We start from the raw sequence: 24,913 nt of genomic DNA, 5'->3' as shown, positions 1-24,913 counted from the left end.
CTACTACGTAGCAGCACATGACATTCCGGGTTCCCGGAACGTCATGTGCTGCTATTCACTTTGCAGGGTTGTACCCGCTAAGCCGTCCCAAAGCGGACAGCAGCCCGGGCCTTTGCCTTGGCGGCTTCCTCGTCACGGTTCTTCGCCGGGGCGTGACTCACCAGCGAATCCAGTAAATGCTGAGTGATGTGGGCGATCTCGTGGACGGCCTCAGCGAAAGCTTCCTCATTGGCCTTGGACGGCTTGGTGGACCCGCTGATCTTGCGCACATATTGCAGCGCGGCGGCCTCCACTTCGGCGCTCGTAGCGTGTGGTTCGAAGTTATGGAGAGTCCTGATATTCCGGCACATAACCCCATGCTAACTATGGGCAGCGCTGCATGGGGAGGGGTGCCCATCGACGCTCTTTGGAATCCCGGGATAGGTTTTAGCTATTGGATCTTCCGGATGAGCCGGAGGCCGCTGGGGATGCCGAAGAGCTCGGGTCCGAACAAATGAAGGAGAATCTCATGGCTATTTGGGGTGCAGATGTTGATCAGCTTCGTCAGCTCGGTAACAAGCTGAAGGCCGGTGCCGAGAACATCGAGCAGCAGCGTTCACAGCTCAAGGGTGCCCTTGACGGCACCGACTGGAAGGGCCCGGACGCTGACAAGTTCCGCGGCGAGTGGGACAGCCAGCACGCTTCTAACCTGAAGAAAGTTGCCGACGCCCTTCGCGAAGCCGGCGACCGCGCTCAGAAGAACGCTGAGCAGCAGCAGCAGGCTTCCAACTAAGACAGTTGGGAAAACCCCGGACGCAAAGGCGTTCGGGGTTTTCGCTTTCCAGGATCAAAACTTGCAGTCGCCCTTAGTCCCGTGGGACCTTGGCGACAGGCCCCGAGGGGACAGGTTCGACGTCGTTCGCGTGATCCAGAACCCTGGCACGGGCGGCCTCTTCAGCGGTCCGGGCGGCCTTGCGGTCGCCGCGCAATTCGTCCACGCGGACCAAGACCACACCGCCCACAATCAGAAGTCCGCCCAGCAACTGGATGGGACCCGGCAGTTCGCCCAACAGCAGCCAGGCCCAGATCACGGCGAACAGCACCTCTGTCAGGGAAACGAATGACGCCACTTTGGACCCCAGGCTGCGCGCCGCCATGATCCCTGAAACGTAGGCGAGGACGGTCGCAAGAATAACAAGTCCCACAGCCGAAACCCACCAAGGTATTGTCCATGGGCCGAGGGTCGTATCCGCGGTAATGAATGTCATGGGGATCAATCCCAAGGCGCCCACCAGCCACATGACCAGCGCGCCCACCAGAAGCCCGCCCGATGCGAGCACCAGTGGAGGAAGAGTGTCGTTTTCCTTGGCTGTAATGAAGAAGTAGATCACCAGGCACACTGCGGCTGCCATGCCCCAGAGGACACCGATGAAGTCCACCTTCACAGCGCCGGTCAGGTCCAGGACCAGCACCAGTCCGCCCAAAGAAAGCAGTGCGCCGGCTGCAGTGAGGGCTCGGGGACGGCGTCGGCTGGCGATCCAAAGCCACAGGACGATCATTACGGGAGCCAGGTATTCGAGCAGCAGTGCGACCCCCACGGACAGCCGGGCCACCGCATTGAAGTAGAACAGCTGACAGCCGGCGACTCCGATGAGTCCGAACAGCAGGATAGTCAGCCAGTTGTCCTTGAGCTGGTGCCAGCGGCCGCGAAGAACTACGACGCCGGGAATCGCCAGGATCAGCGCGGCACCGGTGAGTCGCACGGCAACGGCAGCGCCGGGTGACCAGCCGGTTTCCAGCATGGATTTAGCGAAGGAGCCGGAGGTGCCGAAAACTGCGGAAGAAAAGAGAGCGATGCCAAGTCCTGAGGCCAGGAAACCTTTTGCATCAGCCTTCGTCTTTGTAGCTGACACAGCAGCCTCCTGTCAGGAGTAAAGTGGGCTTATGGTCATGACAGTACTCCCGAAACATGTAAGGAGTCAAAGTGCATTTTGCGCCTGACACCGAGATTGCACTTCGCAGTGTAGTCAATCTCGTCAACACCGCAGCCAACGGCGAGGATTCCCTGACGTCCGTGGAGGACCTAGACGCGTTTCTGGCGGCCGAAGAATTTTCCGGTTCGAGGACCCATGACGAAGCGGAATTGCGCAGTATCAAGCGCCTCCGGAGCGAATTGGCATCACTCTGGTCCGCCGATGAGGACACCGCCGCAAAGACGGTGAACAAACTGCTGGTTGACGCCAAGGCACTCCCGCAGCTCGTCAAGCACGATCACTGGGACTGGCATCTCCACGCCACAACCCCGGAAGCACCCTTGGCCGACCGCATGGGCACGGAAGCTGCCATGGCAATCATTGACGTGATCCGCAGCCAGGAAATGGATCGCATGCGCGTGTGCGCCGCCGACGACTGCGACGCCGTGGTCCTTGACCTCAGCCGCAACCGCTCCAAGCTCTATTGCGACACAGGCAACTGCGCCAACCGAGCCCACGTCGCGGCATATCGGGCAAGGAAAGCTGCCGAGGGCGAATAAGAGAGGCCTGGCGCCGCCCCAAAAAAGCGCCTCCCCACCAAAGTGAGGAGACGCTGGAAGGTTAGTTGCCGCCGTCGGGCGTTTCCGGCTCGTCAGCAGCCGAACCGGGGGCTGCGGAGCCGCCGTGCCCTGGGCGCTTTGAACTGAGATTGACGCCCGAGCCCTTGCCCAGGTGCTCGGCGTTTTCCTTGTGGCTCATGGAAAGCATGGCAGCCACTACGAGGCTCACGATGAATGCGATACCGGCGCCGGTGAACGCGAGGTCGAACCGGGGAGTGCGTGCGCTGCCACCTGAGGCGAAGATCAGTACCGCAACAAATGCCAATACTGCGAAGAACGCGGAGAACATGAGGGGTCCCTTGACCGAGGTCCGCATCTTTCGCGGCTCTCTTGGTGTCTGGTCTGCCACGGTCATTCCTCCAATGATGGCGGGCCTGTTCGGCTCCCCGCCGGTTGCAAAAGTTCTACAGCGAGTAGAACGTCCAGCTACTAGTTTACGGCCTCGGGGGAAGCACCCGGCGCAGTGGCCTGAGTCGCCGACCGAACGTCATGCCGGAGGGTAAGTCCGGAGAGCATCCACAACACTCCGGAAAGGATAGCGCCACCACCAGCGACGCCCAAAAGAGCGTGGGCCCCGAGCGAAATGAAGAACGGCAACGCCACGGCAGTTCCCACAGCGATAACACCGGAAACAAGCCAATCACGGGTCAACGAGTCGCGATTCCGCAGTCCGTGAACCAGTTCAAAGACGCCAAGTACCAGCAGCGCTGCGGCGGCGGAAAGCGCGACGCCGGCGTCGGACTGAGTGACCAAAGCCACCAGACCGCCTGCCGCGACCACCACCGGAACGGCCGCAGGCAGACCGCGGGACATCCACAAAGCGCCCGCTGTTCCCAGTAGATACAGGCCGATAGCCCACGCGAGGACCTGCACAGAAGGCGATCCCCAGAAGATAGTGACAAGGCCAAACACCAGTGCAACCGCAGCGCGGATCAGCACGGGTTTCCAGAGTTCGGCCATGGAGGCAGACGGTGTCTGGGCAGAATTCGCTGGGAGAGTCACGCGTCCAGTTTAGTGCGAACCCAGCACCATCCATTTATCAGTGCGCGCACGCAACCCCAACGTGACCCCGCGGGCCAGCATGTAGCCCAGCGCAAAGACGACCCACAACCACACCAGCCCCGCCGCGCCGTCGGGCCTGACGATGTGGACGGCCGCAAGCAGCGGCAGATAGACCCCAAGATTTACGACGCCGGCAATCGCCAGATAGCGCGCGTCGCCAGCACCGATGAGAACTCCGTCGAGGACAAACACGTAGCCGGCCAACGGCTGTCCGACGGCGAGGACCCAAAGGGTCAGGGTCAAAGCCTCCCGGACACCGGCATCAGAGGTGAAGAGGTAGCCGGCCCAAGGAGCAACCAACGCCAGCAGCAGCCCGGTGACTACCCCAAAACCGAGACCCCATCGGATCATGGTCCGCGTGAGTTCCCGGACGCGGCCAGCATTTCTCGCACCCAGTTCCTTGCCGATCAAGGCTTGCGCGGCGATGGCGAGGGCGTCCAAAGCGAAGGCCAGGAAGGAGAAAATGGTCATCGCCAACTGGTGCGCGGCGAGGTTCACTGCACCCTGGGCTGTGACCACGAGGACCGTGGCGAGGATGGCGAGGCGGAGGCTGAGCGTGCGCAGCATCAGCCACGAGCCAACCTTGGTCATGGCCCGGATGCCGTGCCAGTCGGGCTTGAAGGACACGTCGTGTTGCCGTGCATTCCGCCCGACCATCACCAAATACACTGCGGCCATGGCCCATTGCGCAATGCTGGTCCCGATCGCCGAACCGGTCACCGAGAGGTGCACGCCGTACACGAGGAACCAGTTCAGCCCGATGTTCAGTGCGAAACCTGCAGTTGCAACCACCAGAGGAGTCCTGGTGTCCTGAAGACCACGGAGCACGCCGGTGCCCGCGAATATCAGGAGCATCGCGGCGAGCCCGGGCATCGACCAGCGCAGATAATCGACCGCGAACCCACGCACATCGCCGGTGGCGCCCATCAGGCCTACAAGAGGTTCGGCAGCGACGAAGCCGACCACAGCGAGCGAAATGCCCAGCACCAAAGCCAGCCAAACGCCGTCGCGCCCTGCCGCCAAAGCTTTCGCTAACTTGCCGTCACCGATCGCGCGGGCGACTGCCGGCGTCGTCGAATATGCCAGGAAGACCATAAGTCCCACTGCGGTGTGCATGATCGTGGATGCCAGGCCCACACCTGCGAGCTGATCGACCCCAAGGTGGCCAACGATGGCGGAGTCGGCAAGCAGGAACAGCGGCTCGGCTATGAGCGCGCCGAACGCGGGTACTGCCAGGCGCAGAATCTCGCGGGCATTGGAGCGAGTGGTGATGGTTGTGGTTTGAGGCACTAAACAAGCCTAGTCTTCTCGGGGGCGGGTAAATTTGGGGCCGTGTCACACAAGCATCCCGTTACCGTTTCCGTTGCCCGCACCATCCTTCCGGGGTACATCCGGCAAGCAAACGCCTGGGCGCACGCCGGCCAGGAATTGGCGCGTGAGTGGCCTGGGTATCTGGGGTCGGGATGGGTTCGGAGTGGCGCCGGATCAAACGAATGGCACATGCTGTACCGCTTCGCTGATGCTGAAACGCTGCACGGATGGGAGCAGTCTGAAGAGCGACGGTGGTGGATTGATAGCGCCCGGGAAATGATGGAGACCACCCGCGTTGAACGGCGCACAGGAATCGAGGGCTGGTTTTCACAGCCCGGTGACGCCTCTGTGGTCGTCCCCGAAACCGTTGTGCCGCCTCGTTGGAAGCAAGCTATCAGCATCTTCCTGCCTTTCTTCCCCCTCAGTCTGTTGGCTAATTTCCTGCTGCACCCTTTGACGCAGGGGTGGCCGCTGGTGTTCCAAGTGCTCCTCAACATCGTCATCCTGACGCCGTTGATGACGTACATCTTCCTGCCGATCACAACGCGCCTTCTGCAGCCATGGCTACAAGCAAGGCCACGTGGGAAAAGTCACGGAACTTCTTAATTGGTTGACTCTTCAACTTATCTGGGCAAAGGTTGAAGCTATGAACAAGTCCAGCCTGAGCACCACAGCCCTGACCGTCCTCCGCGTTATTGCAGGTTTTCTCTTCGCCGCGCACGGTTGGCAGAAGTTCAACGAATTCACCATCGCCGGAACGCAGGCCTCCTTCGCGCAGATGGGTGTCCCCGGCGCTTCCGCGGTAGCCCCAGTGGTTGCAACCCTTGAACTCGTGGGAGGTATCGCGCTGATTATCGGGCTCCTGACCAGGGTCTTCGCAGCCCTCCTCGCCATTGACATGCTCGGCGCACTGTTCCTGGTTCACGCACCGGCTGGCGTCTTCGTTGCCAACGGTGGATACGAGCTGGTTCTGCTCTTCGCCGGCGCCGCCCTGGCCCTCGCTCTTGCTGGTGCCGGCAAGCTCTCCGCCGACAACGCACTCTTCGCCAGGCAGGGATCCAAGCTCCGCGTCCTCGCGTAAGCGCCCTCCTAACCCCAGACGTTCTCTCACATACCAGCCCATTGAGCCGGATGTTCTCTCCCTTTCGTCAGGAAAGCGATAGAACATCCGGCCTAAAGCCGCTGGAAGTGACCGAGCGATTAGCCTTCTACACCAGTCAGCTCATTCGGGACATGCTCCAGCTCAGCCGACTTCTTCACTTTGCCCGTCTTCAAGTCCACCGCGTGAATGGTGCTCGTCGCAGGTTCGGTGACGAACGCCGTCGAGCCTTGGACAAACAGCGTGGGACGCGGGTCCTGCCACGTGGTGGATTCTTCCCAAGCGGCGACAACCGGGATCGTCGAGGTCACAGAACCGGAAACCGGGTCGATAACGCGTAAGGAACCATCAGTTCCGAGCACCAGAGCTTCACCGGCAGGTCCGCGCCCCAGCGAGCGGAAGGAGTAGCTGGTTCCAATATCCACAAGCTGAAGGTTTGCGGTCTCAGTGTTGACCAGCGAAATACGGGTTGGGCGTTCCAGCTCAGCAGCCTTGTCCACCTTGTAATCCCCCAGAATCACGGGCGACTTCTCGGAACCCGCCTGATTACCCAGACGTCCATATGCATCGGGGCTGGCCACCTTGGTGATCACGCCATCCTTGTAAATCAGCATGCCGTTCTCACAACCGACCACCACAGCTTCTCCGGCAGCAACAGCCTCACCATGGACGCCAGGGCAGTCCTCATTGCGGACGATTTCCTGACGCTCTTGGCCCTTACCTGCGGTGAGGATAGCGATTCCGGAGCGGCTTTCCTCATTTCCGAGCGTCACCAGCAACTTGCCATCTTCAAGTTCGACTGCCACACCGTGATGCGCTTCTGGCGTTGTGTAGACGTCGGTTGCGGGCAGGGCACCATCCTCGATCGAAGCACCCAATGAGGACGACTTGAAGCTCTCGACCTTGCCTGATCCGTCACTGAACAGGACCGTCTTGCCCGCATGACGGACCACGTGACCGGACTTGTCCGCTTCAATCGCCAACTCGGTCAGCTTGGGCTCCGCGACGTAGTGATGACTGTGGTCACCGTGCGGCTCGGTCCAGGCACCTGCGTCGAACAGGCGGAACGAGTCTCCCGTGGAAACAAACACGTGGCGTCCGTCTCCAGCTGGATTCAGTCGGTTGAAACCGGACAATTCCGCTCCTCCCACAGGCTTGAGGGTGGTGGCGTCCAGGACTCCAATACCGGCGTCGTGCGTGTAAACCAGACGCGGAGTGGGCCCGCCGGCCTCTTTCGGGCTGGACTTCCCACTGCTGGAAGCGGCGGGCTCTGCGGCGTTGCGAGCTGACCCTCCAGGGGCTCCGCACGCGGTCAGTAGAAGGGCAGAAAGCCCGACGGCGGCAAGCGGCTTTGCGGGGAACCGGCGTTTCGAGGTGGCTGGGACAGGGGAAATAAGGACGGGATGATGAGGCATGGGTTAAATGATATTGATTCTCATTTGTGTATCAAGTCCAGCGGCCGTGTCACTTAGAAGGGCTGCCATCAACAATATGTTGACAACATCATGTTGATATTCCATGCTTGGGGTCGAAGAAGCGAAGGAGCAGCACATGGAAAACGTCGGAGGCTCCCAGGACGCTGACGAAGCGCAGCGGGAAACCAGCGCCGTCCGTTTACTCATGGACAGAGGTGGGTCAAACCTCAGTCGCCGGCCCTGGCTTGCTCCTAGCCAACCTCCTTCCGCCATGGACCTGATCCAGCACGTCCTGTGGCGATCCCGGGGTTCCGGTCAGGGCGAAGATGCCAATCCCGCTTCCGTCGAGGTCGCGGATCTACGTGCCGCTCTCGCACTGGTTGCCGCCGCTCGTGGTGAGCTGGACGCCGTCGAAACCGCGCTTCTGTTTCTTGCCCGGGCAGAAGGCCTCACGTGGCCGCAGATTGCAGAGAGCCTCGGGCTCCGCTCCGCCCAGGCCGCACAACAACGACTGGATCGGCTTTCGGATCGACCCAACCCGGCGGGTGGCCGGTGACGGTGCCCGTAACACTGACCGGAACCGCGGCGAGCGCGGGGTCCGCCCATGGGACGGCGCGAATCATCAATGGGCCCGATGACTTCGGTCGATTCCGGCTTGGCGATGTGTTGGTTTGCCGCACCACCGACCCCGCTTGGACGCCACTTTTTGGGATGGCTGCAGCAGTGGTCACTGAGAGTGGCGGAATGTTGTCCCACGCCGCGATCGTCGCCCGTGAGTTCGGGATACCGGCCGTCGTAGGTGTCCGCGACGTTATGACGTTGCTCGCGGACGGAACTTCCCTGACGGTCAACGGCTCTTTGGGGACAGTTGCCTGCGCTCCCGTTGCGGAATCAGCCGAATGACTGGCGACCTGTTGCTTACACTTCACGCCGTCCGACTCCTCGGATTCGCCGACACCCACGCCATTGCGGATCGATTCAGTCGGGATCACAGCCTGGTCGAATCCGAACTCATCGACGCCGGCGTGCTCGGTTTCGTTTCCCGCACTTCCTTTGCGGGTAGCAGCGGATGGGCACTTTCCAACCTGGGGCGGGTCGAGAATGAACGACTCCTCGCAGCTGAGCTGGAGCGTGAAGATGCCCGGCCGCTGGTGATGGTCGTGCACGACGAATTCGTGAACCTCAATCTGACCGTTGTCAGTGCCTGCAGCGCCATCCAACTGCAGCAGGTAGTTGGCACAGCTGCCGCCGGGATCTTGGAGGAGGCGTTGGCTTCCTGGAGTCCGTTGGAAGAACGTCTGGCGGGATTATTGCCACGATTCGCGGGCTACTCCCGGCGGCTGATGGATGCCCTAGAGCACGCCCGGACGGACACGGCTTGGTTCACTGCGACCGACCGTGATTCCTTCCACCGGGCATGGTTCGAGCTGCATGAGGATCTCATCGCAACCCTGGGAATCCAGCGCGGGTAGGCAGCGGTCGTCCGGTCACCTGGACAGCGGGTCCAGACTTACTCACGTAACAGAAACATGCCGACAGTAAACTTCCAGCATGAGTGAGACAGCCGGCAATTCCGTGACCCTCCGCTTCCTTGCGGCACCGATGGACATTGGACACAGCGGCTCGGTCGACGCCGGCACAGTCCTTGAGTGGGTGGACAAGGCCGCGTACGCCGCAGCGGTGGGCTGGGCTAAGTCGTATTGTGTCACCGCCTACGTGGGCAACATTCACTTCACCGATCCCGTGAACAGCGGCGACATGGTGGAGGTAACTTCCAGCATCGTGTACACGGGTCGATCCTCCATGCACATCCACACGGTGGTCAGTTCCCGTGACCCCAAGGGCGGACCGGAGACGATGCACAGCCAGTGCATGGTGATTTTCGTGGCCGTCGGACCTGACGGCAAGCCGATTCCCGTGCCGCAATTCGAGCCCGCCACCCCGGAAGAAATCGAGCAAAGGGATCATGCGCTTGCGCGCATTGAAGTTCGTGAACAGATCGTCAATGCGATGAACGCCCAGGAATATACCGACGCCGGGACCGCCGAGCGCGTCGTCCTGCGGTTTATGGCGGCCCCAACTGATGTGAACTGGGGCGGCAAGGTCCACGGCGGCATCGTCATGAAGTGGATCGACGAAGCCGCGTACGTTTGCGCCTCGCGATACTGCGGCAAGGACACCGTGGCAGTGTTCTCAGGCGGCGTGCGCTTCTACCGGCCGTTGTTGATCGGCCACGTGGTGGAAGTAGAAGCTCGCCTCGTTTACACGGGCGCAAAGGGGATGCACATCGCTGTCCACGTCCGCTCCGGTGATCCGAAAACCCGCGAGATGAACTTAACAACGTACTGCCTCACCGTGATGGTGGCCCGGGACGAAACGGGAACGGCGGTGCCCATTCCTGAGTGGGTTCCTGTGTCCGAAGAGGACAAGAAGTTGCATGCCCACGCCCGCGAGTTGTTGGAAATCCGAGGCCGGGCTCCGGGGAATCGGCTGCCGGATCATTTGCTCAAGGCGGCCGGCAACTAGCTGAAACTCCATCACCTCAGGCACGAACACCGGTAAAATTAAGCCTAGAGGTGCGTGGAGATGTCTCTGGCTTTTGCTGGTGTCTTAGTCCTGTTGGGCCTGGCTTCCCTTGCCGCCGCGATAGGCGCGGTGGTGTTGATTATTCGCGACGGCCGCGGGCAGATTCCACTGGAACCATCAGTTCAGCCGTGGGTGGCAGGAACCCTCCCAAGTCGCCCCTACTCGACGCTCCGTCGCATTTAGGGTGGTGTAGCCCCCGTCCAATGGTGGAAAGGCTGCCTTCAGGTGGTGGAGGGCCGAGCGCTAAACTGGATCATGACCGGTGCCCGTGCCCGTCTCCTGGCTTGGTTCGTCGCCTTTGCCACCCTTCTCTCGGCCTGTTCGTCCCCGATAGGCGTAGACGAGGCCGCCACGAATCAACAGACATCATCTTCCACAGCCCAGCCAGTGGCCGGCGGTGTCGCCGGTCCAGCTCAGGGGCCCCCTCAGACAACAGCCCCTGCTCCGATTTCGACACCTGCTCCAGTTCCAACGCCTGTAGCGGCGCCTCAGGCGTATTCCCTCAACCTGTACCAAGAAGGCGACTTCGTACCGCAGTACACCTTTGATTGGTGCGTCGCAGCGAGCATCCAAATCGCGCATAACCTCGTCGACGATACCGGAGGCGGCACGTGGGCTGGCCGCGCCCAGCAGTCCGAGCTGTGGGAGATGGCGCGAATGCGATCGTCCGACTCCTTCAACGGGGCGAATCCATTCGGCTGGGCGGCAGTGCTGACTGCCGTCGGGATGGGACCCTACGAAGTCGTCAGCGTCGCTAATTATGGGGAAGCAGTACGAACTGCGGCACGGGCCATGGCCACTACAGGCCGTCCGGTCGGCCTAGTCATGTGGAGTGGCCGCCACGCCTGGGTGATGAGCGGATTCGAGTCACTCGGGGATCCCTCCCAGTTCCCGGACTTCTCCGTCAGGGGAATTCGAGTGCAGGATCCGCTCTATCCCTACGGCAGTGGGCAGTGGGGGCCTTCGCCTGCCCCCAACAGCCTGCTGACCCCTGAGCAGTTGGCGACGCAGTTCGTGGTCCGGGAGCCGCGACGCTGGAGCAGCGCGCTCCCCACTGGGTACCTGCTGGTGCTTCCCCGGCCTTGAAGGATAATTGGCCATCCACACGAAAGATTCAGGTGCCTACTCATCTGAAATCTTCCTGGATAAATTCACATCGCTCCAAGAATGTGGCCATCGGTTAGCCACATCACAAGAAGTACTCTTGGCCTGCGTTTGAGGTAACATGATTGTTGCAAGGGGCAGTAGCCCTGAGAAGTGGGTCTGGCAGTCTTCCGGATGGTATGACGAGCCGGGCCTGCGTTGTTTAACGATCGCAGTAGACGATGCCGTTAACCAACGGTGCCGCCTTGCGGACCCAATCGCCACCTTTCTGGTGGCACCATGCTACTGCGTCGCTAACCCACAAGAGTGGCTCCTCGTGGGCTCTCCAATGCATATATTGAAGCTTCTCCCCGCCCGGAAGCGATTTCAAATGTTGGGCTATTAATCGACGATCTGCGAGTTGCAGTGATTCGTCGGTCTCCAGCACAAGCTTTGTCCCACCAACAGCCACCAGATCATCCAACAGGCGCACAAGACACAACGGCCTTGCTACCTTATCGGGCGAATTACGAACAATGTAGAGCCTGGTTGAGAGACCGGCCTGAATGGCCCCGTTAAGAAAAGCATTCCTCGAATCATTACTTTCACTTTTGAAGTGAACCCTCCGCTGACCGGGCCGACGTAGTGCCGCAATCGCACGTCGAGCTACGGATACGTCCGCAGGTGCGATGACCAGCGCAGCGACGTAGTAAGCCTTTGACTTCGACTCGTCCACAAAGACGTGTGCGCCCGTCGGAATGCTTGCAGAGGAGGCCACAGTCCCCTCGGCTAGAAGCCGCCCCCGCCACCAGCATCGCCGGCCATGTTCGCGAAGCGCGAGTAGTGGCCCTGGAAGGCAACAACAATGTCCTTGGTGGGACCGTTACGGTGCTTCGCGATGAGGATGTCAGCCTCGCCGGCTCGCGGCGATTCTTTGTCGTACACATCTTCACGGTGGAGCAGGATGACCATGTCGGCGTCCTGCTCGATGGAACCCGATTCACGGAGGTCGGACACCATGGGGCGCTTGTCCTGGCGCTGCTCGGAACCACGGTTCAGCTGTGACAGTGCAATGACAGGAACCTGAAGTTCCTTGGCGAGCAGCTTGAGGGCACGCGAGAACTCGGAGACTTCCTGCTGGCGGGACTCAACCTTTTTACCGGAGCTCATCAGCTGGAGGTAGTCCAGGATAACGAGCTTGAGGTCATGCTGCTGCTTCAGCCGGCGGCACTTTGCCCTGATTTCCATGAGTGACATGTTGGGGCTGTCATCGATGAAAAGCGGGGCGTCGTTCATGCGGCCCATTGTGGTGGCGATCTTGGACCATTGCTCGTCCTTGATGGTGCCCTTACGAAGGTCCTGCAGCCCGATGGTTGCCTCCGCCGAGAGCAAACGCATGGCGATCTCGTTCCGGCCCATTTCCAGGGAGAACATGACCGTGGCCAGATTGTTCTTGATGGCGGCGGAACGAGCGAAGTCCAGCGCGAATGTGGACTTACCGACCGCAGGACGGGCAGCGATAACGATCATCTGGCCGGGGTGGAGGCCGTGGGTCAGCTCGTCGAGTTCGTAGAATCCGGTGGGAACGCCAACCATGCCCTCGCCGCGGTGCCCGGAAGCTTCAATCTCGTCCACGGTGGACTCCATGACGTCCTTCAACGCCACGTAGTCTTCGGCAGTGCGCTTTTCTGCAACCGCATAGACTTCGGCCTGTGCCTGGTTGACGAGGTCTTCCACCTCGCCGTCCTGGCCATAGCCCATCTGGACAATCTTGGTGCCGGCGTTCACGAGGCGGCGCAACACTGCGCGCTCTGCCACGATCTCGGCGTAGTAGCCGGCGTTGGCTGCCGTAGGCACAGTTTGGATGAGCTCGTGCAGGTAGGCAGGTCCGCCGATCCTGTTGATCTCACCTCGCTTGGTCAGTTCATCGGAAACCGTTACAGCGTCGGCAGGTTCGCCGCGGCCATAGAGATCAATGATGGACTCGTAAATCGTCTCGTGAGCCGGACGGTAGAAGTCATGACCACGGACGATTTCCACGACATCGGCAATGGCATCCTTGGACAACATCATGCCGCCCAAGACTGACTGCTCAGCGGGGATATCCTGCGGAGGTTTCCGGCTCGAGTCCGAAGCGCGTGTGCCCTCGATCGAGTCCAAGTGCGTAACTGACAAAGCCGTCCTCCATTTGTGTACCGCTGCAGAGAGTTAATCCCTCAGTGGTGCGTAAAGCGCAGGTGAACCTGGGATGGATTGCCCGAGCCTCCGGACCAGCCGAGTGCTCCTGTTATATCCATGGGGGTCCGACAATTTTCGGCTTTCCCCAATTTCCACAACTTATCCACAGAAGTCTCCCCAAGCATGTTTGCGCGCGGCTGCTTGAAGGTCACTGAGAGGGCAAATTCCATACTGAAACAGGTACCCGAGCCACGTTAGCGGTGTGCAGTCCGGGCGCAAAGTCCGCCGTCAAGTGCACATGTGGATAACCTGTGGAATACCGCCCCCACGTTGTGCACAGTCTGTGCGTTACCCTGTGGATAGAGAAATTCTTTTTGCAGTAACTAGACTCTGACCTGCGCAAACGTTCATCACAGCCTGTGGAGCAAAGAAAGTTTTGGTGGAAAACCATCCACAGACCCAGCTGATCTGGTTGGTCATCAGGGCCTCAAATCCATGCTAAACATGCCGCAAATGTGATGCATCTTACAAAGCAGGCCTTAATTTGACACTGCCCTCTCAGAAGTCTATGCCGAGACTGGAATGTGCTGTGGATAACCAAGTTCTGGCATAAGCTCTAAGCATGGGGATGAACTTTGGTGACGTGCTGATGATTGCCCTTCCGCTAATTGTCCTCGTGGGCCTGCTGTGGGCGCTTTCAGCGGCCTTCAAACCGCGCGATACAGGCCTTTCTGATGCCGAGCGCTATCAACACGAACTTGCGGCCCGTTCCGCAGCGCACCAAGCCTCGCAAGTTCAGGCTGCGCTTGCTGCCCGGGCCAAGATCGAGGCTTCCACCAAGCCAAGCCAGAACGAGGCCCAGCAGACCCAGCAGACAGAGCAAAGCCGGGCCGCACATCAGGCCCAAATCGCCAGGACGGCAGGCACACCAGCGGGGCACCAGCCTGCGGTGCTCCCCAATGGACAGCTCAATCCGCAGCTCGCCTTTGAGTTGCAGAACCTGGTCCGCGGCGGGCACAAGATAGAAGCCATCAAAGTCTTCCGCCAGGCCACCCATTCAGACTTACTCACTGCTAAGAACTACGTAGATCGGCTCTGACAACGCCATGGATTCCTTGTTTGTCCCGCTCCTGATATTGATCGCGGTTATTGCGGGCGTGTTGCTGCTGATGCGTTCCTTTAGCAAGCGTTCGGCCGAGACGAAAGCCGGTGTTGCTGCGGCCAACTCGCCCAAGGATCCTGTTCAGCTGGCTAAAGAATCCGCGGCGAAGCTGAACGAGGAACAGCACAGGCGGCTCTACTCGCTCATTGCCCAGGGTCAGGGCATGGCAGCGATCAAACTGTATCTGCAGGCCACTGGTGAGGGGCTACGGGCGTCGCGCGACGCCGTCGGCGCTCTGGCCGCCCACCCACAGCCCTTCACGCCAGAGGCGCAGCCCAAGGATCTGTTGTCGGACGACGACGACGAGCCCGAGCGTTTCACCTACCGGTACCGGGCCATCGTCAGCAAGGGCGATGTGACCCGCGAGGTGAGCAGCAACATGCTCAACGACGAGATCTACGGACGAATCCGGACTTTGGCAAAAAGCGGTGACGTGGAGGGCGCAGCTCTGGCCCTTACACGCCACTCGGACATCACCATCAAACAGGCCCGTGAGTTCATCGAACTCCTGGACGACTGAGCGCGACTAAAAGTCGAACAGGTCCCCCAGAAATCCTTCCGTCTGAGCGACGCCTGAAATTCGAAGAGTTCGAAGGATCATGCATACTGAACGGATGATTCCTCCTGAGCTGGTCGAAGCACAGCGGCTCATCAAACTGCTGGGGAGGGAGTGCTCCCAGCCCACTCCCGAGGCCGACAATGCAGAGTACGGAGCCGCTATCGCCATCAGTGGCAGGGCGTCGATTCGTTTCCGGGTCGGCAAGCTCACGCCGACGAAGGTGGGTCTGTTCGTGGCTGTGTGGCGGCGATCGGCCGACGGAGGCACGGAACCTTTCCCCGCGGACCACCCTTCCGCCGACGACGCGGACACCCTGGTGATCTCAGTAAGGGAAGGGGCGAAGTCCGGTCACTTCGTGTTTCCACGGTCAGCCCTGATCAGCCACGGCATAGTTTCCGTCGGCGGCACCTGTGGGAAGCGTGGTTTCCGCGTTTATCCCCCGTGGTCCCTTACGTCGAGTCGCCAGGCGCGAAAGACACAGGAGTGGCAATGCGCCTACTTCCACGACTCCAATGACATTGGATTACCTCCCAGCTGAAATACCGGCCAGCAGCTGTTCGAATGGCAGTGACTCCAAGGTTGGGGTCTTGCGCCCAGGCTGGGGGCCGCTGAGCAGTTGCACGAGTTCACCGGCAGCCCGGTCTACGCGGGCCGACAGGGGCGAGCCGCCGTCGTCGTTTCCCCAGTCCTGGGGCCCGGCGAAGACGCCGGTGGACGCAACCCGGGTCCGCAGGTAGCTGAACAGCGGACGCATGGCGTAGTCCAGGACCATCTGGTGGCGGTCGGTACCGCCGGTGGCGCCAAGCAGTACGGCCTTGCCGTCGAGGGACTTGGGGTCCAGGACGTCAATGAAGGACTTAAAGAGGCCGCTGTAGGACGCGCTGAAAACGGGGCTTACGGCGATGATGCCATCGGAATCCTCGACGCCGGCAATCACCTCTGCGAGGCGCGGAGCGGCGTACCCGGTGACGAAGTTGTTGGCGATGTCCACGGCCAAATCTCGAAGTTCGACGACGTCGATCCTCGCCTCGTAGCCTGCCGCCCGCAGCTGCCGCTCGGCGGAGGCCGCCAACTGGTCGGCCAGCAGACGGCTCGACGACGGGACGCCGAGTCCGGCGGAAAGGACTGTGATGCGGCGGGTTTCCATGGCATTCTCCTGTTGCTCGTTCATTCCCAGCATACATGCATATGCATCTAAATGAGTGAACGGGGGAGCATCACAAACTATTCCCGCACGGTATCTACGGTCAGCGCTTCTTTCCTCCAACACCCGGGACGGCCGTGACCTGTGTCATCCACGTCGCGATTTGGTCTTCGTCGATGTCGTCCAAGGATTCGAGCTCCACACCTCGCGTCGCTTTGCCCATTCCTACTGGTGTCACCGGCGGCACGGGCTGGAGTGTCACGCCATTGATAAACATGAGTTTGACGTGGCCAGCGAAGCCACCGCAGCTGAAGCACCAGCCGTCGCCGACCCCGTAATACGCCATGCCCCATTTCACCGAGCGCTCGAGCCCCGGTAGTGTCTTGGCCGCCAGCGCATCAATGGCTTCGGCGACGCCACGCTGAGGCTGCGGAAGGCTGGCAATGTAGGCGAAGACGGGCTTGTCGCCAACTGCCGCCTTGGCGGGGCTTGCCCTCCCGGTCATGGCTTCCGGCAGCCGGAAGGCACCGGCCTCGATATGTTCTTCCGAGTGGTCCACGGCATTTACCTCAATTCGTTCTAGCGGCATGCGTGGACAGGAAGTCGAAGGTCTTGTCCCTCGCATCGCGCGCCTCGGGGAAGTTCAAGTGGAACTGGTACTCATGCGGCAGCTCGGGGTCGTGATCCGCAGCCCAAAACAATTCGGTCACCGGAACACCCGCTTCCTTCAGGCGATTGCTGTAGGGAACCGACTGAAGCCACGTCAGACCATCGCCGTTGCCGCCACTGATGAAGGTCGGCGGGAAATCCTTGGTCACGAAATCGATGGTGGACATGGTGCTGCCGGCATATGTGGAGGACCAGTCCTTCGTTCCCGTGTATGCCCACAGCGAGGTTTTGAAGCCCCATGCAACCAAGCCATTGAGGTCCGCCATCGCCCGGAGATCGTAGACTCCGCAATGCAGGATGGTGGCAGCAAGGTCCGATTTCTGGAGCGCGGGTTTGATCCCCATTAGGTTGGCATACTCGGGATTAACAGTGAGAGTGGTCATTTGGCTGGCCAACTGCGCTCCTGCAGAATCGCCGGCCAGGACAATCCGCGTGGTGTCCACATTCAATTCAGTGGCGTGTGCCTTGATATAGCCAAGCGCATCGTTAATGTCGCCTATGGCCGTCGGATAGACGGCCTCCGGTGCAATCGGGTAGCTCATCCCGATGGTCGTGTATCCCTCAGCGGCAAGAATCCGAAGATATGGTTCCACATCGCCTTGAGCCCCGGAGATCCACGCGCCGCCGTGAATCCAGACGATGGTGGGGAGCGGAGAAGTGGTCCCCGCAGGGCTGAAAACGTCAAAGGCGGAGCCGGGCTTGTAAACGACACCGGAGCGCTCCTGCAATGGAGTGTCCGGGACATACGGCGTCATCTCATCGATAGTGGACTGAGCTCCGCGTTCAAAAACGCTGCGAATTAACATGGCGGACGGCCAGGGAGTAGCGGAAACGGCTAGGAGGATGATCAGGACCAGGATGATGGCCAGGTCCAGTTTCCTCAGGCGGGAAGGGCGCCGTCGTTTGGCCCGCAAAGCCGCACGGGAGCCTGAGCCTAAGGGGGAATCGCCTCCCGCCGCTGTTCGGGCTGATGCCGCGCCAGTCATGCTGGCTTGAGTCGATTCCAGTGGCCCCATTACACACTCCCCCAGTCGGTGTACCTGGGGACCATGCTAAGCCGTCAGACCTGCATCACGAAGGCCAGGCACTGAAATCGCCCGCGTCGCCCTTCTTAGGCCATCGGACGCGACGCCTTGAGCAGCAGTCCCTCACCGCCGTCGAACGTTACCGTGTGAAATCCGGGGCCGCGGGCCACCTCCTCAAAGCCCCAGCGCTGGTGGAGGGCGAGCGACGCCTGATTACGGGAATTGACCACGTACCACGCCGTATCCGCCCGCTCCCAGATCCACTCCAGCCTCGCCTCCGTCAGCGCTGCCGCCACCCCTTGGCGACGAAAATGCGGAGCAACAGTGATTCCGCCGAGGTAATGGCCAGCCGGCGCGTGTCCGTCGGAATAGTCCCAATAGTGCGTTTTGGACCAACCCACGACGGCGGAACCTCCATCCCGGGGCATGTCCGGTGGCGCTTCAGCCACCAGGACCAGCCGATGGGAATCCCTGATCGCGGCACTGATTCCTTCTCCGAACCTGCCGGCAGCGGCCAGGGATGTTCGCCCGACGGTGAGCTCTCCTTCGCTGATGCCAGGAACGTCACTCTCACGAGCGGGACGTATGAGGAAAGACATTGGGACAGTCTAATTTGTGGGAAGGCTTTCAATATGAGTTCAAACTCATACTATGGGATTAGCGAATATGGCGCGTCTCACAGGGAACGCATCAGCACGCACGAGAGAAGACCATGACACACGAAACAATCGCCCCGCTGGACGGCGTCCGAGTCCTCGAACTCGGCAATTACATTGCCGCTCCCACGGCTGGCAGGCTGCTTGCCGATTTCGGCGCCGAAGTCATCAAGGTCGAGCGTCCAGGCACCGGCGACGAGCTCCGCAACTGGCGCCTCCACAAGGGCAACACGTCCATGCTCTACCGCACGCTGAACCGCAACAAGAAGTCCGTGGTCCTGGATCTCCGCACCGAGGCCGGCAAGCAGGCTGTCCTGGCCTTGGTTGCCAAGTCGGACATCCTGCTTGAGAACTTCCGCCCCGGAACGCTGGAGAAGTGGGGCCTCGGGCCGGAAGTCCTCAACGAAGCCAATCCGGACCTCATCGTCACCCGCATCTCTGCCTTCGGGCAGACAGGGCCACTGTCCGAGCGGCCCGGGTTTGCCGCCGTCGCCGAGGCCTTTAGCGGTTTCCGCAATCTGGTGGGGGATCCGGACCGCGCTCCGGTGCGCGTGGGCGTCTCCATCGGAGACTCGATCGCGGGGCTTTACGCCGCCTTCGGCTCCATGATGAGCCTGTACCAACGTGAAGCACGACGCCGAAGCTCGGCTGGCGCTGTTCCCCTCGCCGAACGCATCATCGACGTCGCGCTGAACGAAGCGATGTTTTCCATGATGGAATCGCTGATTCCGGACTATCAGGCTTACGGCGTGGACCGGCAGCGCGTGGGCGGCCGGATGGAGGGCATTGCGCCCTCGAATGCGTACGTGTGCAAGGACGGTGCCAGCATTGTGGTGGCCGGTAATGGCGACTCGATTTTCCAGCGGTACATGCAGACCATCGGCCGGCCGGACTTGGCGGAGGACCCAGCACTGCAGACAAATGCCGGGCGCTGGGCGAGCCGGGAGGAACTGGACCAGGCAATCTGCGAGTGGACCGGGCAGCTGACCGCGTCTGAAGCATTGGCGGCCCTGGAGGACGCCGGAGTTCCTGCTGGTCCCATCTACACCGCCGCGGACATCAGCACGGACAGCCAGTACGCGGCCCGCAACATGATCCAGAAGTTCGACGTTTCCACTGGCGAGGAGATTCTCCCTGGAGTAGGTTTCCCGGGCATCGTCCCCGTGATCGGGGACCAGTCCCTGCCCATCCGCAACCTGGGACCGGACCTCGGTGAAAACACTGAAGAAATCCTTGGCGGGCTCCTTCACCTGGATGCAGCGCAAATCGATGCGGCTTCCGGCAGCGAGGAGGCTGTCCGACCATGAACCGTTTTGAAAGCGCACACGCCAACACCCTGGGCAGCGCCATCCTGAGGGACGTCACCTTGCGGGACGGGCTGCAGCTCACCGGAAAACTCCTGCCAACGGAGCAAAAGATCGAAACGGTCCGTGAGCTGCTGCGCCTGGGCGTCCCGGCGATCGAGCTCGGATCCATGGCCCGCGCGGACCTCGTCCCCACCATGGCCAACACACTCGAGGTAGTCCAGGCCCTCACTCCCGAGGAACTCGAAAAGTGCTGGATCTGGGTAGCGACACCCGGCCATGTTGCCAAGGCATCAGCTGCAGGCGCGCGGAATTTCCAGTACTGCCTGTCTGCGTCGGATTCACACAACAAGGCGAACATCGGCCGGACCACGGACGAGAGCCTGGCCGCCTTGCCTGAGGCAGTTGAGTACGCGCGTGCAGTCAATGGCCGGATTCAGCTGTGCATCGCGACGTCCTTCACTTGTCCTTTCGAAGGCTACGTTCCGGAGGAGCGCATCCTCTCGATCGCCAACGATCCCAGGGCGGAAGGCACCACGGACATCGTCATCTGCGACACCTTGGGTCAAGCCGTTCCTGCCCAGGTGTCCAGCCTGATCGCGCGTGTGCGGGATGAATCCCCTGCCCGGCGGATCGTCTATCACGGGCACGACACCTGGGGCTTGGGCGTCGCCAATACGCTCGCCGCAATCCAGGCGGGCGCTGCAATGGTGGACGGCGCTTTGGGGGGCCTGGGTGGCTGCCCCTTCGCCCCGGGCGCCAGCGGCAACACTTCCAGCGAGGACATCGTGTTTGCCACACGTCCCGAATGGCTGACACCGGATGTCTTCGGGGAGCTTGTGGTCTTGTCCGAGAAGCTGCTGGCAGAGCTGGGCGAACCCAACCGTTCAAAGGCTGCCCAAGGCGCCCGCTCCCGGGCGGCAGCCTTTGACTGGGTCATCCGCTCCCCGGCCGTTTAGAAGCTAGGCTTCCCCGCTCCGCCAGCCGCCATCAGCTCCAGCCGCCGCAGAGTTTCGCGGTTGCGGACTGTGATCATTGGATCCCTAAGTACCTTTGGTACCACCTTGCCGGGGCCCCGGATCGCGTCTTCGGCCATGGACACCCGGCACTGGTTGCCACCCAGATCCTCCAAGGTGATGCGGACCTTTGCTTCACCTACGGGCCAGCCACGGGCCAGGAGTTCCAGGCTCCGGCCAGGCTCGACGGCGGTGACACTCGTGCTGTCGTTGAGGAGGAGCGGCCACGATCCCACGGAGTGATGGAGCTTGGATCCGACCTGTGGCCACTGGTCATCCACAGCACGAATTCTTGATGCACCCACCACCCACCCGGAGTATAGCCAGCCGTCAGCGATGACGTTCCAGACGTCTGCGGCAGAAGACTTGAACAGCTGGGTAACGGTGGACATTGAGTTCCCTTCTGTGTGCCTTCGTCATCTGTGGTGAGACTAAGCTAAGCATGCTTATAAATTGTCCGCCATAGGCCGCCTACACTGTTGGCATGGTGTGCAGGGGATGGCGATATTGGGCGGCAGGCCTGGCTCTGTTGTCCACCCTGCCGCTGGCGGCATGTGACGGCTCCCCCGACCAAGAACCTCCGACCAGTTCCGGGCCACAACCCATTTCGGTGGAGGTTAATCAATCCCGGGACCAATACGGCAAGCAAGCCATCCTCATACAGCTCACCAACACCACAGACACTCCCGTTACCGTGAGCGGTGCGCGGCTGAAGTCCGCGTTGTTTGAGAAGGACATCATCTGGGAGCCAACAGGCGGCGCCCTGGAGCTACCACCCCGGCAGCCCAAGAGCCTTCCCGCCAATTTACCTGCTCCGCATTGCAGGCAGTCGCCTACTGAACCCCTCAAGGCCGTCGTTCAATATTCGGAGCCAGCCAAGGGACCCACAGAAACCTCGGTTGAGGCGCGGGATCCGTTCAACGTCCTGCCCCGGAACGCCGACGAGCTGTGCTTGGCAGCCGACGTTGCCGCCGTAGCTGCCATCGTCTTGGCCCCCGATCTTGAGGTGGCCCCGGATGGTCGCACCGCCGTCGTGCGTCTTGTCATTACTCCTGCGAGCACTCCTAGTGAGTCACCGCAAAAGCTCACGATCAACTCCATCGACGGAACCACCCTGCTGGCCGAATCGCCCGCGGATCCTTGGCCGCGGGACATCGCGATATCATCCGGCGCCGCCCCGAAAGAGGTGCCTTTGACGATCCGTCCTGCGCGTTGCGACCCGCATGCGGTGGCCGAGGACAAGGTGGGAACGCTGTTGCCGCTAAGGATTTCGGTGGGTGCACGTGATGGCGTACTGAAAATTGCAGCACCAAATGAGTTGCGCGGGCGTATCTACGACTTCGTGACAGCGGCCTGTGGTGGAGCCGTTCATTAGCCCACTGTCGCCAGAGCGGCCGGAGCGCATTCCACCCTGACTTTCACATGGGCTTCCACCGTCTTCACTTCGCCGTCCATCTGGTACGGCAGGGGTTTGAGCGTAGTGAATTCGTAGCTGCTCACGCTCGGCTGATCGCCCAGGCCTTGGGTGGTCGCGCGGAGGGCAGTCAGCAACACCCTCCATTTGGGCATGTGCGGAAAGATAATTACCTCGAATTTTCCGTCCGACGGGTGATCTTCGGCCTCACTGAGCGTGGCGTATTTGGCCATTTCGGGGATGTTGGCGAAAACCAGGCTGTCGAATTTCCGGCGTTTGCCATCGGATGTGCGGATGGCGAAGGGCTCGAACTTTGAGAAGGTCTTGATGACGGAGACCATTTCAGTCAGGGCTCCCTTGCTACCCTTTTCCAGTTCGGTGGCCACAACAGGTGTGAGGCCGAAGCCAATGTAGGAATGCGCATACTCCAAAGGCTCGCCGTCTTTTTGGCCAGTGTGAATGCTCAGGAGGTCAATCTTCCGGATGTGGCCCTCAGCAATGGCCTCTTCCAGCGGCTTGGTTCCTGTGATCCGACGGTGGTCATTTGCGTTGCCCGCGGCCATGACCGCACATACCGCCCGCGGATTTCCGGCCTGCATCACGCCGTTGACAACCTCGTTATAGCCACCATCACCGCTCACGGAGACAACAAGGACGTCGCCTCCCTTTGCAGCCGCCGTCCTGGCCAACTCCACGGCATGTCCAGCGTGTTCAGTGGGCTGCAGGGTGATCTCCGGCGCGTAGGGAAGCATGTCCTTCAGCTTGACCTGTAATTGCTCGGCCAGTTCGGGCGCATTACCCGTGCTGTTGGGATTGAAAATAATGGCGATCGATCCAAAAGTCCGTGCAGAATCCATAATGTGCTCCTTGCGTGTACGCCCGTTTGGTTACTACCCATTAGCTCTTAATAGCCCCTACGACTCCCCCGGAAACCGCCCACCAATGAGTCTGGTCATATGTTCCGCGGTCGCTAGCAAGGGTTCCACCCACGCCTGACACGTTTCCAGTGGCATCCGCAGCGTGGGGCCGCTGATGGTGACTGCGCCCACCAGGGCAGCGGCTGAATCGAACACCGGCGCCGAAAGCCCGGAGGCCCCGTCTTCCCGCTCCCCTACAGTGATCGCAAAGCCATCGGCCCGCGTCTTCTTGACCGCAATCTCCAATTCCTCGGAGCTGGTGATCGTGTAGTCGGTAATGGGCTCCAACGGGTCGCGAAGGACAGCCTCCATTAATTCAGGAGACCAAGCGAGCAGGACCCTGCCGGCCGAACCTGCGTGGAGCGGAATGATCTTGCCAAGGTGCATCTCCCGGCGGAGCGCGTGACGGGTATCTGCCATGGCGACGCACACGCGGTAGTGCTGTTCTGCTTTGAAGAAGCATGCAGTCTCACCGGTGGCATCCCGCAACGTCTTGAGCAGCGGGCTGAGGATGTCCACCACTTCCATGCCACGGGTGGCCGGAGCCGCCCAATAGGCCATCCGCATGCCGATGCGGTACGCGTCGCCCTCCCGGTCCAGGAATCCTTGGGACGTCAGGTTGGTGACGAGACGCTGCACCGTGGACGTCGGCATCCCGGTGTACTCGCGAATGTCGCTCAGCTGCAGCACCGGCTTCGAGAGGGAAAAGGCGTCCAGGATGGACGTGATCTTGCCAAGGACAAGCAAAGGGTTGCCGTTGGCCTTCACGGAAGCATCGGATGCTGACATAAGTCTCACGCTAAACGCTCGCCGGAGGGGACGCCAATCCCCGGGCCGGTAGAACTACAGCAGGACCGTGCCCTGGATGCAAGTAACAGATGCCCCTCCGACCCAGATGTCACCGCCCCCAGCCTTCACATGGATGCGACCCGCCCTGCCCAAGGCAGTGCCCTGCGCCGCCACGTATTCTTCAGGAGCCCGGCCGCTGCCGATCAGCCACTGCGCTGCACCGGCATTGAAACTGCCGGTCACGGGATCTTCCACCATCGCGTCGCCTGGAATGAACGTCCGCACTTCAAAGTCGACGTCGGAACCGGGCTCGTGCGGGCCGATCACCCCGACCTTGAGATCACCCATGGCCACCAGATCCGGCTCGATCGCCAGGACCTGTTCGGCGGACTCAAGCAGGACACCAACCCACTCAGGGCCGTTCACCAGCCATGATGCGTCCAGCAAGGAGTCCTCCGGCAGCCTAAGACCGGCCGTCAGCTGGGAACGAACATCGGCATCCACCGGCTCGAAGCGGGTCAGTGGTGGTGCAGCAAAAGCCAGCCGACCGGCGTCGTGCTTCACCCGGACCAAACCTGCGCCACATTCCTGCACCAGCACGCCGTCAGTCTTGGGCTCTCCCCCGGCCTGCAGCCAGGTGTGTGCGGAACCGAGGGTTGGGTGCCCAGCGAACGGGAACTCCTCGCTGCCCGTGAAGATGCGCACACGGTAATCGGCACGCGGATCTGTTGGAGGGAGAAGGAAGGTGGTCTCGGAGAGATTGGTCCAATGAGCAAAGTGCTGCATCGCCTCGCTGCTCAGTCCCTCTGCGTCAACCACTACTGCCAGCGGATTACCGCGATACGGCTGGGCCGAGAAGACGTCAACCTGGTGAAACGGGCGGATACGCAAGGATTCTGAAGTCACCGCTGCAGGCTATCACTGGTGCTTGGCCAGTCGTGCGTCTGCGAAA

At 61.1% G+C, this 24,913-nt stretch carries 31 protein-coding genes; 16 read left to right on the top strand and 15 right to left on the bottom strand.

The window, feature by feature from the left end:
• Window positions 1-77: 77 nt before the first annotated feature.
• Window positions 78-350, bottom strand: coding sequence for a DUF2277 domain-containing protein (locus AB4Z15_RS10605; protein WP_216924537.1), 273 nt, complete (start codon window positions 348-350; stop codon window positions 78-80).
• 158 nt (window positions 351-508) lie between these two features.
• Between AB4Z15_RS10605 and AB4Z15_RS10600 the strand changes: the two genes are divergently transcribed.
• Window positions 509-772 (top strand): WXG100 family type VII secretion target, encoded by a 264-nt coding sequence (locus tag AB4Z15_RS10600; protein ID WP_011776688.1) that lies wholly within the window; start codon window positions 509-511, stop codon window positions 770-772.
• Between the two features lie 73 nt (window positions 773-845).
• Here AB4Z15_RS10600 and AB4Z15_RS10595 read toward each other — a convergent pair whose 3' ends face one another.
• The gene (locus AB4Z15_RS10595; RefSeq protein ID WP_442017222.1) at window positions 846-1,892 is read right to left on the bottom strand and encodes an EamA family transporter; all 1,047 of its coding nucleotides are present in this window, start codon (window positions 1,890-1,892) and stop codon (window positions 846-848) included.
• A gap of 71 nt (window positions 1,893-1,963) precedes the next feature.
• Here AB4Z15_RS10595 and AB4Z15_RS10590 point away from each other — a divergent pair, with 71 nt between their 5' ends.
• Window positions 1,964-2,512, top strand: a complete 549-nt coding sequence (locus AB4Z15_RS10590; RefSeq protein WP_442017221.1) for a CGNR zinc finger domain-containing protein — start codon at window positions 1,964-1,966, stop codon at window positions 2,510-2,512.
• Between the two features lie 61 nt (window positions 2,513-2,573).
• Here the strand turns inward: AB4Z15_RS10590 and AB4Z15_RS10585 are convergent, their stop codons facing one another.
• From AB4Z15_RS10585 to AB4Z15_RS10575, 3 genes are all read right to left on the bottom strand, one after another.
• Entirely contained in the window at window positions 2,574-2,927 is a 354-nt protein-coding gene (locus tag AB4Z15_RS10585; RefSeq protein WP_442017220.1) for a hypothetical protein, read from the bottom strand.
• A 74-nt stretch (window positions 2,928-3,001) separates the two neighbouring features.
• Complete coding sequence (locus AB4Z15_RS10580; protein ID WP_442017219.1) at window positions 3,002-3,574, bottom strand: DUF308 domain-containing protein; 573 nt, start codon at window positions 3,572-3,574, stop codon at window positions 3,002-3,004.
• 9 nt (window positions 3,575-3,583) lie between these two features.
• The gene (locus tag AB4Z15_RS10575; protein ID WP_442017218.1) at window positions 3,584-4,924 is read right to left on the bottom strand and encodes an MATE family efflux transporter; all 1,341 of its coding nucleotides are present in this window, start codon (window positions 4,922-4,924) and stop codon (window positions 3,584-3,586) included.
• Window positions 4,925-4,966: 42 nt separating this feature from the next.
• Here AB4Z15_RS10575 and AB4Z15_RS10570 point away from each other — a divergent pair, with 42 nt between their 5' ends.
• Window positions 4,967-5,551: an antibiotic biosynthesis monooxygenase gene (locus tag AB4Z15_RS10570; RefSeq protein ID WP_442017217.1), complete on the top strand. Its 585-nt coding sequence runs from the start codon at window positions 4,967-4,969 to the stop codon at window positions 5,549-5,551.
• A gap of 40 nt (window positions 5,552-5,591) precedes the next feature.
• The gene (locus AB4Z15_RS10565) at window positions 5,592-6,026 is read left to right on the top strand and encodes a DoxX family protein (protein ID WP_442004896.1); all 435 of its coding nucleotides are present in this window, start codon (window positions 5,592-5,594) and stop codon (window positions 6,024-6,026) included.
• A 119-nt stretch (window positions 6,027-6,145) separates the two neighbouring features.
• Here AB4Z15_RS10565 and aztD read toward each other — a convergent pair whose 3' ends face one another.
• Complete coding sequence (aztD, locus tag AB4Z15_RS10560; protein WP_442017216.1) at window positions 6,146-7,459, bottom strand: zinc metallochaperone AztD; 1,314 nt, start codon at window positions 7,457-7,459, stop codon at window positions 6,146-6,148.
• A 136-nt stretch (window positions 7,460-7,595) separates the two neighbouring features.
• On the opposite strand from aztD, the gene AB4Z15_RS10555 reads away from it, so the two are divergent.
• The 6 genes from AB4Z15_RS10555 to AB4Z15_RS10530 all read left to right on the top strand — a co-directional run bounded on the left by AB4Z15_RS10555 (window position 7,596) and on the right by AB4Z15_RS10530 (window position 11,131).
• Complete coding sequence (locus AB4Z15_RS10555; RefSeq protein WP_442017215.1) at window positions 7,596-8,015, top strand: MarR family transcriptional regulator; 420 nt, start codon at window positions 7,596-7,598, stop codon at window positions 8,013-8,015.
• Window positions 8,016-8,017: 2 nt separating this feature from the next.
• Window positions 8,018-8,362 carry a PEP-utilizing enzyme gene (locus AB4Z15_RS10550; RefSeq protein ID WP_442017214.1) on the top strand — a complete coding sequence of 115 codons (345 nt, stop codon included), beginning with the start codon at window positions 8,018-8,020 and terminating at the stop codon, window positions 8,360-8,362.
• Window positions 8,359-8,931: a hypothetical protein gene (locus AB4Z15_RS10545; RefSeq protein ID WP_442017213.1), complete on the top strand. Its 573-nt coding sequence runs from the start codon at window positions 8,359-8,361 to the stop codon at window positions 8,929-8,931. The genes AB4Z15_RS10550 and AB4Z15_RS10545 overlap by 4 nt, the downstream gene beginning before the upstream one ends.
• 79 nt (window positions 8,932-9,010) lie before the next feature.
• Complete coding sequence (locus tag AB4Z15_RS10540; protein ID WP_442017212.1) at window positions 9,011-9,985, top strand: acyl-CoA thioesterase; 975 nt, start codon at window positions 9,011-9,013, stop codon at window positions 9,983-9,985.
• Window positions 9,986-10,045: 60 nt separating this feature from the next.
• Entirely contained in the window at window positions 10,046-10,228 is a 183-nt protein-coding gene (locus AB4Z15_RS10535) for a hypothetical protein (protein WP_442017211.1), read from the top strand.
• A 72-nt stretch (window positions 10,229-10,300) separates the two neighbouring features.
• Window positions 10,301-11,131 (top strand): hypothetical protein, encoded by an 831-nt coding sequence (locus AB4Z15_RS10530; RefSeq protein ID WP_442017210.1) that lies wholly within the window; start codon window positions 10,301-10,303, stop codon window positions 11,129-11,131.
• 786 nt (window positions 11,132-11,917) lie between these two features.
• Here the strand turns inward: AB4Z15_RS10530 and dnaB are convergent.
• Window positions 11,918-13,303 carry a replicative DNA helicase gene (gene dnaB / locus AB4Z15_RS10525; RefSeq protein WP_216924509.1) on the bottom strand — a complete coding sequence of 462 codons (1,386 nt, stop codon included), beginning with the start codon at window positions 13,301-13,303 and terminating at the stop codon, window positions 11,918-11,920.
• Between the two features lie 631 nt (window positions 13,304-13,934).
• On the opposite strand from dnaB, the gene AB4Z15_RS10520 reads away from it, so the two are divergent.
• The 3 genes from AB4Z15_RS10520 to AB4Z15_RS10510 all read left to right on the top strand — a co-directional run bounded on the left by AB4Z15_RS10520 (window position 13,935) and on the right by AB4Z15_RS10510 (window position 15,565).
• Entirely contained in the window at window positions 13,935-14,405 is a 471-nt protein-coding gene (locus tag AB4Z15_RS10520) for a hypothetical protein (protein WP_442017327.1), read from the top strand.
• A gap of 7 nt (window positions 14,406-14,412) precedes the next feature.
• Window positions 14,413-14,988 carry a hypothetical protein gene (locus AB4Z15_RS10515; protein WP_442017209.1) on the top strand — a complete coding sequence of 192 codons (576 nt, stop codon included), beginning with the start codon at window positions 14,413-14,415 and terminating at the stop codon, window positions 14,986-14,988.
• A 79-nt stretch (window positions 14,989-15,067) separates the two neighbouring features.
• Window positions 15,068-15,565, top strand: coding sequence for a MepB family protein (locus tag AB4Z15_RS10510; RefSeq protein ID WP_442017208.1), 498 nt, complete (start codon window positions 15,068-15,070; stop codon window positions 15,563-15,565).
• On the opposite strand, the gene AB4Z15_RS10505 is transcribed toward AB4Z15_RS10510, so the two are convergent.
• From AB4Z15_RS10505 to AB4Z15_RS10490, 4 genes are all read right to left on the bottom strand, one after another.
• Window positions 15,551-16,174, bottom strand: a complete 624-nt coding sequence (locus AB4Z15_RS10505; RefSeq protein WP_442017326.1) for an FMN reductase — start codon at window positions 16,172-16,174, stop codon at window positions 15,551-15,553. The genes AB4Z15_RS10510 and AB4Z15_RS10505 overlap by 15 nt on opposite strands.
• Before the next feature lie 100 nt (window positions 16,175-16,274).
• Window positions 16,275-16,760: a DUF1801 domain-containing protein gene (locus AB4Z15_RS10500; RefSeq protein ID WP_442017207.1), complete on the bottom strand. Its 486-nt coding sequence runs from the start codon at window positions 16,758-16,760 to the stop codon at window positions 16,275-16,277.
• Entirely contained in the window at window positions 16,741-17,856 is a 1,116-nt protein-coding gene (locus AB4Z15_RS10495) for an alpha/beta hydrolase (RefSeq protein ID WP_442017206.1), read from the bottom strand. Before AB4Z15_RS10495 ends, AB4Z15_RS10500 begins: the two co-directional genes overlap by 20 nt.
• 95 nt (window positions 17,857-17,951) lie before the next feature.
• Window positions 17,952-18,464, bottom strand: a complete 513-nt coding sequence (locus AB4Z15_RS10490) for a GNAT family N-acetyltransferase (protein WP_442017205.1) — start codon at window positions 18,462-18,464, stop codon at window positions 17,952-17,954.
• 113 nt (window positions 18,465-18,577) lie between these two features.
• Between AB4Z15_RS10490 and AB4Z15_RS10485 the strand changes: the two genes are divergently transcribed.
• Together AB4Z15_RS10485 and AB4Z15_RS10480 are read left to right on the top strand one after the other, a co-directional pair.
• A complete protein-coding gene (locus AB4Z15_RS10485; protein WP_442017204.1) occupies window positions 18,578-19,828 on the top strand; it encodes a CaiB/BaiF CoA transferase family protein in 1,251 nt (416 codons plus the stop codon).
• On the top strand, window positions 19,825-20,784 hold the full coding sequence (locus AB4Z15_RS10480; RefSeq protein WP_442017203.1) for a hydroxymethylglutaryl-CoA lyase: 960 nt from the start codon (window positions 19,825-19,827) through the stop codon (window positions 20,782-20,784). Before AB4Z15_RS10485 ends, AB4Z15_RS10480 begins: the two co-directional genes overlap by 4 nt.
• On the opposite strand, the gene AB4Z15_RS10475 is transcribed toward AB4Z15_RS10480, so the two are convergent.
• The gene (locus tag AB4Z15_RS10475; RefSeq protein WP_442017202.1) at window positions 20,781-21,233 is read right to left on the bottom strand and encodes an SRPBCC family protein; all 453 of its coding nucleotides are present in this window, start codon (window positions 21,231-21,233) and stop codon (window positions 20,781-20,783) included. The two genes, AB4Z15_RS10480 and AB4Z15_RS10475, sit on opposite strands and share 4 nt — an antisense overlap.
• A gap of 218 nt (window positions 21,234-21,451) precedes the next feature.
• Here AB4Z15_RS10475 and AB4Z15_RS10470 point away from each other — a divergent pair, with 218 nt between their 5' ends.
• Window positions 21,452-22,216, top strand: a complete 765-nt coding sequence (locus AB4Z15_RS10470) for a hypothetical protein (protein ID WP_442017201.1) — start codon at window positions 21,452-21,454, stop codon at window positions 22,214-22,216.
• Here the strand turns inward: AB4Z15_RS10470 and AB4Z15_RS10465 are convergent.
• The 3 genes from AB4Z15_RS10465 to AB4Z15_RS10455 are packed head-to-tail and all read right to left on the bottom strand — an operon-like array spanning window position 22,213 to window position 24,867.
• Window positions 22,213-23,112, bottom strand: a complete 900-nt coding sequence (locus AB4Z15_RS10465) for a diacylglycerol/lipid kinase family protein (RefSeq protein ID WP_442017200.1) — start codon at window positions 23,110-23,112, stop codon at window positions 22,213-22,215. The two genes, AB4Z15_RS10470 and AB4Z15_RS10465, sit on opposite strands and share 4 nt — an antisense overlap.
• Window positions 23,113-23,169: 57 nt before the next feature.
• On the bottom strand, window positions 23,170-23,961 hold the full coding sequence (locus tag AB4Z15_RS10460) for an IclR family transcriptional regulator (protein ID WP_442017199.1): 792 nt from the start codon (window positions 23,959-23,961) through the stop codon (window positions 23,170-23,172).
• Window positions 23,962-24,015: 54 nt separating this feature from the next.
• Window positions 24,016-24,867: a PhzF family phenazine biosynthesis protein gene (locus AB4Z15_RS10455; RefSeq protein WP_442017198.1), complete on the bottom strand. Its 852-nt coding sequence runs from the start codon at window positions 24,865-24,867 to the stop codon at window positions 24,016-24,018.
• Window positions 24,868-24,913: the final 46 nt, after the last annotated feature.

This window comes from Paenarthrobacter sp. 2TAF44 (genome assembly GCF_052114885.1).
In the GTDB taxonomy this organism is placed as follows: Bacteria; Actinomycetota; Actinomycetes; order Actinomycetales; family Micrococcaceae; genus Arthrobacter.
The sequence above is the reverse complement of the archived record's forward strand: the minus strand, read 5'-3'. Positions and strand labels throughout refer to the sequence as shown.

What these genes read in the sequence shown, in the direction of transcription:
- AB4Z15_RS10605 (WP_216924537.1), bottom strand. Translation starts at nt 350, where the DNA reads ATGTGCCGGAATATCAGGACTCTCCATAACTTCGAACCACACGCTACG.
- AB4Z15_RS10515 (WP_442017209.1), top strand. Translation starts at nt 14,413, where the DNA reads ATGGATTCCTTGTTTGTCCCGCTCCTGATATTGATCGCGGTTATTGCG.
- AB4Z15_RS10585 (WP_442017220.1), bottom strand. Translation starts at nt 2,927, where the DNA reads ATGACCGTGGCAGACCAGACACCAAGAGAGCCGCGAAAGATGCGGACC.
- aztD (WP_442017216.1), bottom strand. Translation starts at nt 7,459, where the DNA reads ATGCCTCATCATCCCGTCCTTATTTCCCCTGTCCCAGCCACCTCGAAA.
- AB4Z15_RS10510 (WP_442017208.1), top strand. Translation starts at nt 15,068, where the DNA reads ATGCATACTGAACGGATGATTCCTCCTGAGCTGGTCGAAGCACAGCGG.
- AB4Z15_RS10540 (WP_442017212.1), top strand. Translation starts at nt 9,011, where the DNA reads ATGAGTGAGACAGCCGGCAATTCCGTGACCCTCCGCTTCCTTGCGGCA.
- AB4Z15_RS10495 (WP_442017206.1), bottom strand. Translation starts at nt 17,856, where the DNA reads ATGGGGCCACTGGAATCGACTCAAGCCAGCATGACTGGCGCGGCATCA.
- AB4Z15_RS10545 (WP_442017213.1), top strand. Translation starts at nt 8,359, where the DNA reads ATGACTGGCGACCTGTTGCTTACACTTCACGCCGTCCGACTCCTCGGA.
- AB4Z15_RS10465 (WP_442017200.1), bottom strand. Translation starts at nt 23,112, where the DNA reads ATGGATTCTGCACGGACTTTTGGATCGATCGCCATTATTTTCAATCCC.
- AB4Z15_RS10520 (WP_442017327.1), top strand. Translation starts at nt 13,935, where the DNA reads ATGAACTTTGGTGACGTGCTGATGATTGCCCTTCCGCTAATTGTCCTC.
- AB4Z15_RS10460 (WP_442017199.1), bottom strand. Translation starts at nt 23,961, where the DNA reads ATGTCAGCATCCGATGCTTCCGTGAAGGCCAACGGCAACCCTTTGCTT.
- AB4Z15_RS10475 (WP_442017202.1), bottom strand. Translation starts at nt 21,233, where the DNA reads ATGTCCACCGTTACCCAGCTGTTCAAGTCTTCTGCCGCAGACGTCTGG.
- AB4Z15_RS10490 (WP_442017205.1), bottom strand. Translation starts at nt 18,464, where the DNA reads ATGTCTTTCCTCATACGTCCCGCTCGTGAGAGTGACGTTCCTGGCATC.
- AB4Z15_RS10555 (WP_442017215.1), top strand. Translation starts at nt 7,596, where the DNA reads ATGGAAAACGTCGGAGGCTCCCAGGACGCTGACGAAGCGCAGCGGGAA.
- AB4Z15_RS10480 (WP_442017203.1), top strand. Translation starts at nt 19,825, where the DNA reads ATGAACCGTTTTGAAAGCGCACACGCCAACACCCTGGGCAGCGCCATC.
- AB4Z15_RS10530 (WP_442017210.1), top strand. Translation starts at nt 10,301, where the DNA reads ATGACCGGTGCCCGTGCCCGTCTCCTGGCTTGGTTCGTCGCCTTTGCC.
- AB4Z15_RS10535 (WP_442017211.1), top strand. Translation starts at nt 10,046, where the DNA reads ATGTCTCTGGCTTTTGCTGGTGTCTTAGTCCTGTTGGGCCTGGCTTCC.
- AB4Z15_RS10505 (WP_442017326.1), bottom strand. Translation starts at nt 16,174, where the DNA reads ATGGAAACCCGCCGCATCACAGTCCTTTCCGCCGGACTCGGCGTCCCG.
- AB4Z15_RS10500 (WP_442017207.1), bottom strand. Translation starts at nt 16,760, where the DNA reads ATGCCGCTAGAACGAATTGAGGTAAATGCCGTGGACCACTCGGAAGAA.
- AB4Z15_RS10600 (WP_011776688.1), top strand. Translation starts at nt 509, where the DNA reads ATGGCTATTTGGGGTGCAGATGTTGATCAGCTTCGTCAGCTCGGTAAC.
- AB4Z15_RS10485 (WP_442017204.1), top strand. Translation starts at nt 18,578, where the DNA reads ATGACACACGAAACAATCGCCCCGCTGGACGGCGTCCGAGTCCTCGAA.
- AB4Z15_RS10565 (WP_442004896.1), top strand. Translation starts at nt 5,592, where the DNA reads ATGAACAAGTCCAGCCTGAGCACCACAGCCCTGACCGTCCTCCGCGTT.